At 72.4% G+C, this 9,622-nt stretch carries 8 protein-coding genes; 3 read left to right on the top strand and 5 right to left on the bottom strand.

What is annotated here, in order from left to right; genetic code table 11:
- Positions 1-157: 157 nt before the first annotated feature.
- Positions 158-625, bottom strand: a complete 468-nt coding sequence (locus GKQ77_RS20245; RefSeq protein WP_219690337.1) for an NUDIX hydrolase — start codon at positions 623-625, stop codon at positions 158-160.
- 327 nt (positions 626-952) lie between these two features.
- On the opposite strand from GKQ77_RS20245, the gene GKQ77_RS20240 reads away from it, so the two are divergent.
- Positions 953-4,258 carry a S8 family serine peptidase gene (locus tag GKQ77_RS20240; protein ID WP_372459933.1) on the top strand — a complete coding sequence of 1,102 codons (3,306 nt, stop codon included), beginning with the start codon at positions 953-955 and terminating at the stop codon, positions 4,256-4,258.
- Between the two features lie 65 nt (positions 4,259-4,323).
- On the opposite strand, the gene GKQ77_RS20235 is transcribed toward GKQ77_RS20240, so the two are convergent.
- Both GKQ77_RS20235 and GKQ77_RS20230 read right to left on the bottom strand, forming a co-directional pair.
- Complete coding sequence (locus GKQ77_RS20235) at positions 4,324-5,130, bottom strand: hypothetical protein (RefSeq protein WP_219690335.1); 807 nt, start codon at positions 5,128-5,130, stop codon at positions 4,324-4,326.
- 2 nt (positions 5,131-5,132) lie between these two features.
- Positions 5,133-5,663 (bottom strand): RNA polymerase sigma factor, encoded by a 531-nt coding sequence (locus GKQ77_RS20230; RefSeq protein ID WP_219690334.1) that lies wholly within the window; start codon positions 5,661-5,663, stop codon positions 5,133-5,135.
- Positions 5,664-5,860: 197 nt separating this feature from the next.
- Between GKQ77_RS20230 and GKQ77_RS20225 the strand changes: the two genes are divergently transcribed.
- Positions 5,861-6,877, top strand: coding sequence for an aspartate-semialdehyde dehydrogenase (locus GKQ77_RS20225; protein ID WP_219690333.1), 1,017 nt, complete (start codon positions 5,861-5,863; stop codon positions 6,875-6,877).
- A 68-nt stretch (positions 6,878-6,945) separates the two neighbouring features.
- On the opposite strand, the gene GKQ77_RS20220 is transcribed toward GKQ77_RS20225, so the two are convergent.
- Complete coding sequence (locus GKQ77_RS20220) at positions 6,946-8,145, bottom strand: MFS transporter (RefSeq protein WP_219690332.1); 1,200 nt, start codon at positions 8,143-8,145, stop codon at positions 6,946-6,948.
- Between the two features lie 109 nt (positions 8,146-8,254).
- Between GKQ77_RS20220 and GKQ77_RS20215 the strand changes: the two genes are divergently transcribed.
- On the top strand, positions 8,255-9,130 hold the full coding sequence (locus GKQ77_RS20215) for a LysR family transcriptional regulator (protein WP_219690331.1): 876 nt from the start codon (positions 8,255-8,257) through the stop codon (positions 9,128-9,130).
- Here the strand turns inward: GKQ77_RS20215 and GKQ77_RS20210 are convergent.
- Positions 9,131-9,622: DUF1203 domain-containing protein (locus tag GKQ77_RS20210; protein ID WP_219690330.1), on the bottom strand; the 492-nt coding region annotated here is incomplete at its 5' end.

The following is a 9,622-nucleotide window of genomic DNA, read 5'->3' as shown; positions in this document are numbered from 1 at the left end:
CGGGGGTGACCTGCGTGTGAACGAGACCGCAACGGGCAGCGCCGATCACCGTACGTCGATCTCCGGGCACCCTGCGCGGTCACCCACCTCTCCCCCGGCGGAGAGGAAGCGGTCACTCCACGTTCACCTTCCGGGGAAGGGAAGGCGGGGCGGACCTTCAGCGGTCCGGATCGGTGCCGTCCGGGAGGTGGCCGTCGGCGGGGCGGGCGCGCCAGAGTGCGAGGCCGATGTCGACGAGTCCGACGCGGTCGAGGTCCGGTACGGACTCCAGGGCGTGCCAGGCCGCGAGGTCCGTGGAGCCGTTGGTCTCGTGGCGCAGTTCGCCTCCGGTGACCCGGCCCTCGTAGAGGATCCGCAGGCCGTGGAAGTCGGCGACGGCGCCCAGTTTGCGGGGGTAGCGGCGGCGCAGTGAGTCGACGCCGAGCAGCGTCACCGGTTCGATGGTGTACCCCGTCTCCTCGTCGGCCTCGCGGATCACGGTGTCGTAGGGGTCCTCGCCGTGGTCCATGCCGCCGCCGGGCAGGGTCCAGCGTTTGTTGCCGTCGGCTGCGACCCAGCGGGCCAGCAGTAGCTGTCCCTCTCTTACGCATACGGCGTAGGACGCCACCCTTAGCTCCTTGTGCACAAGGTGACGCTAGTGCCCTTGGGGCGCGTTGGCAGGGGGGCGTCGGCCCGGGGTGCCTCGGTGGGGGTGCCCCTCGGGTGTGTTGTGGCTGGGCGCGCAGTTCCCCGCGCCCCTTCGGGTGCTTACAAGTCCCCCTATACGCCACCTTGTCCGTGATGGCGTATGGCGGAATTGCGTCACGGGGCGATCACAGCTCGGACAACTCTCCCCAGAGAGGTGTCACTTGCGTAAGGCTGAGCGGTCATCCGGTCCCGGATTCCGGAACTGCCCGGGAACCGGGCCGGTTTCACCCTCCTTCCCGCCCTTTACGCACGCACAGGGATGCCAATGCCCAGATCCAGTTCGAGTTCCAGCGCGAGACCCCCGGCCCGGGGCCGCGCCGCCCGCCTCGCGATAGCCGCCGGCCTGACCGCCGCGCTCTGCGCCACCGGGATACCCGTGGCCCTCGCGGCCACCGGTGACGACCCCGCGCCCGCCCCCAAGTCCGCGGGCGGCAAGCTCGGCCCGGCCGACGCCGCGCTGCTCGCCGAGGCCGAGGCGGAGGGCGAGAAGACCGTCACGATGATGGTCGCGACCGCCCCCGGCGCCACCGAGCAGGTCGCCGACCAGCTCGACGGCGTCAAGGGCGGCTCGGTGGGCCGCACCTACGACAAGCTCGGCTACGTCCGCGCGACCGTGCCGACCGGCAAGGCGGACGCCGCGATCAAGGCGGCCGCGAAGCTGTCGTCCGTGCACGCCATCGACCTGCGGCACGAGATCGAACTGGACGACCCGACCCCCGCCGCGGACCGCGCCAAGGGCGCCGAGACCGCCACGCGGGGCACCTACCCGGGGCCGGACAAGAGCACCCCGGCGAAGAACCCGTACAACCCGTCCGCCGAGACCGGCGCCGTCGACTTCGTGAAGAAGAACCCGAAGGCCGACGGCCGCGGCGTCACCATCGGCATCCTCGACTCCGGGATCGACCTCGGCCACCCGGCGCTGAAGAAGACCACCACCGGCGAGCGCAAGATCACCGACTGGGTGACGGCGACCGACCCGATCGTGGACGCGGACGGCACCTGGCGGCGTATGACCAACCCGGTCACCGGCCCCACCTTCACCTGGGACAGCGAGACCTGGCAGGCCCCCGCGGGCTCCTTCCAGGTCAACCGCTTCCGCGAGTCGGCCACCACCGGCGGCGACGCCAAGGGCGACATCAACCGCGACGGCGACACCACCGACAGCTGGGGCATGCTCTACGACCCGGCCGCCGGGACCGTGCGCGTCGACCTGAACGACAACAACGACTTCACCGACGACGAGACGATGAAGCCGTACAAGGACGGCCACCAGGTCGGCTACTTCGGCAAGGACGACCCGGCGACCGACGTCGTCGAGCGCGTCCCCTTCGTCGTCGAGATCCGCAAGGACGTGCCCACCGACCCGTACGGCGGCGACTGGGTCGGCAAGAAGGCCGACTTCGTCAACATCGGTGTCATCGAGTCGGAGCACGGCACGCACGTCGCGGGCATCACCGCGGCCAACGGCCTGTTCGGCGGTGAGATGGACGGCGCCGCCCCCGGCGCCAAGCTGGTCTCCTCGCGCGCCTGCACCTGGACCGGCGGCTGCACCAACGTCGCGCTCACCGAGGGCATGATCGACCTCGTCACCAAGCGCGGCGTCGACATCGTCAACATGTCGATCGGCGGCCTGCCCGCACTCAACGACGGCAACAACGCGCGCGCCGCGCTCTACACGCGCCTCATCGACGAGTACGGCGTGCAGCTGGTGATCTCCGCGGGCAACTCCGGCCCCGGCGCGAACACCATCGGCGACCCCAGCCTCGCCGACAAGGTCATCTCGGTCGGCGCCGCCATCTCCAAGGAGACCTGGGCCGCCAACTACGGCTCCGCCGTGGAGAAGAAGTACGGGATGATGAACTTCTCCTCGCGCGGCCCGCGCGAGGACGGCGGCTTCACGCCGGTCATCTCGGCGCCGGGCTCGGCGATCAACACCACGCAGACCTGGCTGCCGGGCTCCCCGGTCGCCGAGGCGGGCTACCAACTGCCCGCCGGTTACTCGATGTTGCAGGGTACGTCGATGGCCTCCCCGCAGGCCGCGGGCGCCTCGGCGCTGCTGCTCTCCGCCGCCAAGCGCGAGAAGGTCGACCTCACCCCGGCGAGGCTGCGCACCGCGCTGACCTCGACCGCGAACCACATCCGCGGTGAGCAGGCGTACGCGCAGGGCACCGGCCTGATCGACGTCGTCGACGCCTGGAACGCCATCGAGGACGACGCGAAGGCCCACACGTACACCGTGAAGGCCCCCGTCGACACCGCCCTCGACCAGGAGCTGAAGAAGCCCGGCACGGGCATCTACGACCGCGAGGGCGGCCTGAGGACCGGCCAGAAGCGGACGTACGACGTCACGATCACCCGCACCTCGGGCCCGGACCGCGGCATCCGCCACGAGCTGGACCTGGTCAAGAACCACGAGGACACCTTCCGCCTCCTCGGCGACGGCGACGTCACGCTGCCGCTGAACAAGCCGGTCACCGTGAAGGTCCAGGCGAAGGCCAAGTCGGCCGGTCTGCACAGCGCGATCCTGACCGTCGACGACGAGCGCTCCGAGGGCATCGACCAGCAGATCATGTCGACGGTCGTCGTCGCGGCGCCGCTCGCCAAGCCCTCCTTCGCGTACGAGGCCGAGGGCTCGGTGCAGCGCAACAGCACCAAGTCGTACTTCGTGACCGTGCCCAAGGGCACCAAGTCCCTCGAAGTCGCCCTCGGCGGCCTGAAGGACAAGAGCCAGACGCGGTTCATCGCGGTGCACCCCTACGGCGTCCCGGTCGACTCCACGTCGTCCCTCGTCTGCTACCCGAACTACGAGAACCCGGCCAACACCTGCCGCCCGGACCTGCGTGCGTACGCGGAGCCGCTGGCCGGTGTCTGGGAGATCGAGGTCGAGTCGCGCCGCACCTCACCGCTGCTCGACAACCCGTACAAGCTGAAGGTCTCCGCGCTCGGCGTCGACTTCGACCCGGCCGTGCAGACGCTCCCCGAGGCGAAGGTCGGCACGCCCGCGCCCGTCACCTGGAAGGCCGTGAACAACTTCGCGGCGGTCGACGGCAAGCTGAAGGGCGGCTCGCTCGGTTCCGCCAAGTCGGCGCGGCCCACCATCGCCCAGGGCGCCACGCAGACCAGCACCGTGGTCGTCCCCGAGGGCGCCGAGCGCCTTGACGTCGTCATCGGCTCGCCCGCGGACGTCGCCGCCGACCTGGACCTGGCCGTCAAGAAGGACGGCAAGGTCGTCGGTTCGTCGGCGGAGGGCGACTCGGAGGAGACGGTGAGCCTGTCGAAGCCGGCCGCCGGTACGTACACGATCGAGGTCGTGGGCTACTCGGTGCCGACCGGTTCGACCGCGTACGACTACCGGGACGTGTTCTTCTCGGGCGCGCTCGGCAAGGTCACGGTCGACGAGTCGAAGCAGGTCAAGCTCGGCAGCGGCGACTCGGCGCAGGTCGAGGCCAAGGTCGAGGCGAAGGCCCCGGCCGCCGAGGGCCGTGAGCTGTTCGGCGAGGTGTCGCTCGTGAACGCGGGTGGCACGGTCGCGGGCAACGGCAGCGTGAAGATCGAGAAGGTCACGCCGTAGGTCCAGTAGGTCTAGCGGTGTCCTGAGGCGCCGGGCGGGCTCGGTCGAGCCCACCCGGCGCTTTTTCATCGGCTCTCGCACGAGACCTTCGCCGCGCCCGGCAGGGCCTTGAGGACCGTGCGGCGCAGGCTGTCGCGGTCCTTGCCGGTGGGCCAGTTGTCGGGGTGGGTCTCGCCCCGGGGGATGGTGATCAGGACGCGGTCGCCCTTGTCCAGGGGCGGGTCCACGTCGTCGTCCATGGGGAAGGTGATCGTCCGGTCCCCGGACTCCGGCTTGTAGTAGCGGCTCACGTCGAGCGTGATCCGGTCCCGCCCCGCGCCCGGCACCGGCTCGACCGCCGTGACCTCGCCCTCCACGATCAGCCGCGAGCAGGCGACGAAGCCTTCCGGGGAGAGCTTGGCGTCCCTTCCGTCGGTGTCCTCCGCGTCCGTGTCCCCTCCTTCCGCGTCCTGCCTGCTCTGCCCGGCCGCCGCGTCCTTCGCCCCGCCGCCCGAGTCCATGTCGTCGCCCGCGCCGGGCCCGTTCACCGCCAGCCAGCCGAGCCCTCCGACCAGCGCGGCGGTGGCCGTCACCGCGGCCGCGCCGAGGGCGGTGACCAGGCGGCCCCGGGCACCTCGTGCGCGGGCACCCCGTGCGGGAACCCGGTTCGCGGGCCGGAGCGGAACGACTGTCTTCGGAGGCTCGGCGGGGGCCGCGAGCGCCTCGCCGAGGATCCCGAGCCGCTCCCGCAGCAGCGCCACGTCCGCCACGGCCGCCGCGTGCTCGGCGGCGAAGGCGGGGTCCCGCAGCGCCTCCTCCGGCACGGGGTCGCCCGTGATCGCCGCCATCAGCGCCTCGAAACCGTCCAGGTCTCCGTCCTCCTTGCCGGGCACCCTCACACCACCTCCCCTTCGCGCAGCCGCGCCCGCAGGAGCCGTACCGCCGTGTGCAGCCTGCTCTTGACCGTGCCCTCCGGGATGCCCAGCTCCTCGGCGATCGCCCGCACCGGCAGATCGGCGTAGAAGCGCAGCACCACCACCTGGCGCTGGGCGTCCGGCAGCTCGCCGAGCCCCTGCGCCACCGCCATCGACAGCGCCCGCGACTCCGCGCCGTCCTCGTCGACCGCCTCCCGCCACAGCACGGAGAGCCGTTCGCCGAGCCGCTCCTGCCTGCGCCGGGCCCGGTGCCAGTCCATGGCGAGGTTGGAGGCGACGACCGCCGCCCACGCGGAGACGTCACGCGGCGCCTCGCGCCCGTCGGCGGCCCGCTCCAAGAGCTTCAGCCTGACCTGCTGCACCCCGTCCGGCAGATCGGCGTGCGGCACCCCGCCGAGCGCGAGCACCGCCCGCACCCGGTCCTCCTGAGCCGCGTCCAGCGGATCCGCCGCCTGCCCCAGTGGCGCGCGGCGCACTCTCCTGCGCAGCAAGGTCGCCCTCCCGTCCCCCCGTTTCCCCTACGACGCCACAGCGGCCCGGAACGTTCACGGCGGGGGCGGGCGGATGTGGCGTCCCGCACCTCGGACAATGGATTGGACAAGCCGGGCCCGGACAGACGCATGATGGAGCCACCCCCTACAGACCGGCCGAGGTCACGAGGCCGCACGCACATACGGAGGAAGTCCCTGTGAAGGTCGGAATCGTCGGAGCCACCGGTCAGGTCGGCAAGGTCATGCGCAAGATCCTCGTCGAGCGGAAGTTCCCCGTCGACGAGCTGCGCCTGTTCGCCTCGGCCCGCAGCGCCGGCACGGTGGTGGACGGCGTGACCGTCGAGGACGCCTCCGAGGCCGACTACTCCGGCCTGGACATCGTGCTCTTCTCGGCCGGTGGCGCCACCTCCAAGGCGCTCGCCGAGCGGGTCGCCTCTCAGGGCGCGGTCGTGATCGACAACTCCTCGGCCTGGCGCATGGACCCCGAGGTCCCCCTTGTCGTCTCCGAGGTCAACCCGCACGCGGTGGCCAACCGCCCCAAGGGCATCATCGCCAACCCGAACTGCACGACGATGGCCGCGATGCCCGTCCTCAAGCCGCTGCACGCCGAGGCGGGCCTCGAAGCGCTGGTCGTCGCCACCTACCAGGCGGTCTCCGGTTCCGGTCTCGCCGGTGTCGACGAGCTGTTCGAGCAGATCAAGAAGGTCGGCGAGGACGCTCCGAAGCTCACGCACGACGGCTCGGCGGTCGACTTCCCCGAGCCGGACAAGTACGTGGCGCCGATCGCGTACAACGTCCTGCCGATGGCGGGCTCCATCGTCGGCGACGGTCTGAACGAGACCGACGAGGAGCAGAAGCTGCGCAACGAATCGCGCAAGATCCTGGAGATCCCGGAGCTGAAGGTCTCCGGCACGTGTGTGCGCGTGCCCGTCTTCACCGGCCACTCCCTCCAGGTCAACGCCCGTTTCGCGCGCCCGCTCAGCCCCGAGCGCGCCACCGAGCTGCTTTCGGAGGCCGAGGGCGTCGTCGTCACGGACGTGCCCACGCCGCTGGTCGCCGCGGGCAAGGACGACTCCTTCGTGGGCCGCATCCGCAACGACGAGACGGTCGAGAACGGCCTCGCGTTCTTCATTTCCGACGACAACCTCCGCAAGGGCGCGGCGCTGAACGCCGTGCAGATCGCGGAGCTGGTGGCGGCCGAGCTGAAGGGCTGACCCCGGCCACGCCCTGAAAGGGGGCGGTCGCCCTTCGCCGGGTGGCCGCCCCTTTCACGTACGTCCTTTCACGCACGCCCTTGCCGTACGCCCTTCGCGCATGCCACGGCCACCAACGCGAGCCCCGCGAGTCCGCCGCCCAACCACAGCGCGTCACCGGCGCCGCGGCTGTCCGCGACCCGGCCGCCCGCGAAGGCGCCGAGCGCGATCGCCACGTTGAACACCCCGGCGAAGAGCGCCGACGCGGCCTCGCGGGCGTGCGGCGCGGCGGCCATCACCCAGTTCTGGGCGGAGACCGAGACCCCGCCGTAGGCCAGGCCCCAGGCGACGAGCAGCGCGGCCGACGCGGCGAGGGAGCCGCCCGCGGGCACAAGGAGCAGCACGACCGCGCCGAGCCCGGCGGAGATGCCGAGCAGCGCCCTGCGGGGATCGCGGGCCGCGACGGCGCCGCCCGCGAAGTTGCCGACGATGCCGGCCGTTCCGTAGGCGAGGAGCAGGCCGCTGATCAGCCCCGCGCCGATGCCGGGGACACGTTCGAGGACGGGGCGTACGTAGGTGTACGCGGCGAAGTGCCCGGTCACCAGGAGGGTGACGGCGAGCAGCCCGGCCCGCAGCCGCCCGATCCGCAGCAGGCCCGCGAAGGCGCCGAGGCCGACTCCCTCGCGGGCGGGCAGCGCGGGCAGCACCGCGGCGAGCAGCCCCGCGACGGCCAGGGCGAGCACGGCGAGGGCCGCGAAACCCCAGCGCCAGCCGGCCAGTTCGCCGAGGAGCGTGCCCGCGGGGACGCCGAGTACGGACGCCACCGCGATCCCGCTGAAGATCACCGCGGTGGCCCGCCCCGCGGCCTCTTCCCGGACCAGCCGCACCCCGAGCCCGGCCGCGATGGCCCACACGCCACCGATGCAGACACCGACAAGGACGCGCGCGGCGAGCAGGACGCCGAAGGCAGGGGCGAGCGCGGAGGCGAGGTTGGCGGCGGCGAGGAGCGCCATCAGCACACACAGGACCGTACGCCGGTCCGCGCGACGCACCGCGACGGGCAGCAGCAGCGCGGCGAGCGCCGCGACGAGGCCGGGCAGGGTGACGGCGAGACCGGCGGTGCCGTCCGAGACGCGCAGTCCCGAGCCGAGGGAGGTGAGGAGGCCGACGGGGAGCATCTCGGTGGTGACGACGGAGAAGGTGGCGCTCGCCACGGCGACGACGGCGAGGCCGCCCCGCTGTCGCGGCGGTGCTGCCTGGGGTGGGGGGAGTTGGGTGCTCTGAGACATGTCATCCAGCGTGTGCCGCGGCCGGTCGGGGAACAACGCCGAAGATCTCACCCTTGTATGAGCGAGGCTCATCGATGGGAGTGACACGGGATGCGGGAGGGGCGCGGGGATGAGCGGGCTTGAGATGCGGGAGCTGGAGTGCTTCCTCGCGCTCGCCGATGAGCTGCACTTCGGACGGGCTGGCGAACGCCTGTACGTCTCGCAGAGCCGCGTCAGCCAGCTGCTCGCCGCCCTGGAGCGCAGGATCGGCGCCCGCCTGGTGAAGCGTACGAGCCGCAGGGTGGCGCTGACCCCGCTCGGCGAACGGTTCCTGGCCGAACTGCGCCCCGCGTACGAGGGGTTGGCATCGACCGTCGATCGGGCGAGGGCGGCGGCGCGGGGCGTGGAGGGCACGCTGCGGATCGGCTTCCAGGGGACGGCGGACGCCCGCCTGATGGAGGCGATCGCGGCCTTCCAGACCCGGCATCCCGCCTGTCTGACGGAGATCGTGGAGATCCCCTTCGCCGACCCGTTCGGGGCGGTGCGCGGCGGTGACGTGGACGCGGCGATCGTGCTGCTGCCGGTCGCCGAGCCGGACCTGGTGCTCGGCCCGGTCTTCTCCAGCGAGCGGCAGACCGTCGCCGTCTCGGTGCGGCACGCCTTCGCGGGGCGGGCCTCGCTCGGCGCGGCGGAGCTGGCGGGGACCCCGCTGATCTCGGCGACCGCGCCGGCACCCGCGTACTGGCGTACGGCGCACGCCCCCTCCGACACCCCCGCTCCCTCGGTCCGCACGCTCCAGGAAGGGCTGACGCTGGTGGCGGCGGACCGGGGCGCGATGCTGCTGTGCCGCCCGACGGCGGAGTACCACGGCCGCAGGGACGTCGTCTTCGTGCCGGTCGAGGGGCTGCCGGACTCGGTGCTGGGGATGGTGTGGCACCGGGACGGGGAGACGGCACGGGTAAGGGAGTTCGCGCGGGCGCTGACCGACGGGTCCGCCGAGGCCTGATCAGACGTCGGCGCCGGTGCCGGCGTCCCGGCGCACCTCGAAGTGGAAGCAGCCGTACTCGACGGCGCGGACGTGCACGAGGGCGACCTCCGGGTCGGCGAAGGCCTCCTCGAACGCGGCGTCGAACCCCCGCGTCTCGTCCTCCGGTATCTCAAGCAGCCGCCCCCCGATGATCCGTCCCTGGGCGTTGTACCGCCGGACCGTCCGCAGGGCCCCGGCCCGGGAGTAGGGGTAGCCGTCGCGCGCCGGGGCGGGGCCCTCGCAGGGGGCGGCGTGGATGAAGACGGGCCCCTGCTCGTCATAGGCCCCGGGCTCGGCCCCGTTCGCGGCGGCCCAGCGGCGCAGGGGCGCGTACGACACGAGGGCGACACGCTCCCCGGGCGCGACGGCCCGCAGACAGCACCGCAACGGGTCCCCGCCCTCAAAATCGACATACGGCACGCAGGCCCGCCCCGCGTCATCGACTTCCCGAAGCTCGGCGAGGGCGGAGGG

The sequence above is a fragment of the Streptomyces anatolicus genome (genome assembly GCF_019400875.1).
GTDB classification, from domain to species: domain Bacteria; phylum Actinomycetota; class Actinomycetes; order Streptomycetales; family Streptomycetaceae; genus Streptomyces; species Streptomyces anatolicus.
The sequence above is the reverse complement of the archived record's forward strand: the minus strand, read 5'-3'. Positions and strand labels throughout refer to the sequence as shown.

Excerpts from the sequence above, each read along its gene's own strand:
- GKQ77_RS20220 (WP_219690332.1), bottom strand. The coding sequence starts at position 8,145 with ATGTCTCAGAGCACCCAACTCCCCCCACCCCAGGCAGCACCGCCGCGA.
- GKQ77_RS20240 (WP_372459933.1), top strand. The coding sequence starts at position 953 with ATGCCCAGATCCAGTTCGAGTTCCAGCGCGAGACCCCCGGCCCGGGGC.
- GKQ77_RS20215 (WP_219690331.1), top strand. The coding sequence starts at position 8,255 with ATGAGCGGGCTTGAGATGCGGGAGCTGGAGTGCTTCCTCGCGCTCGCC.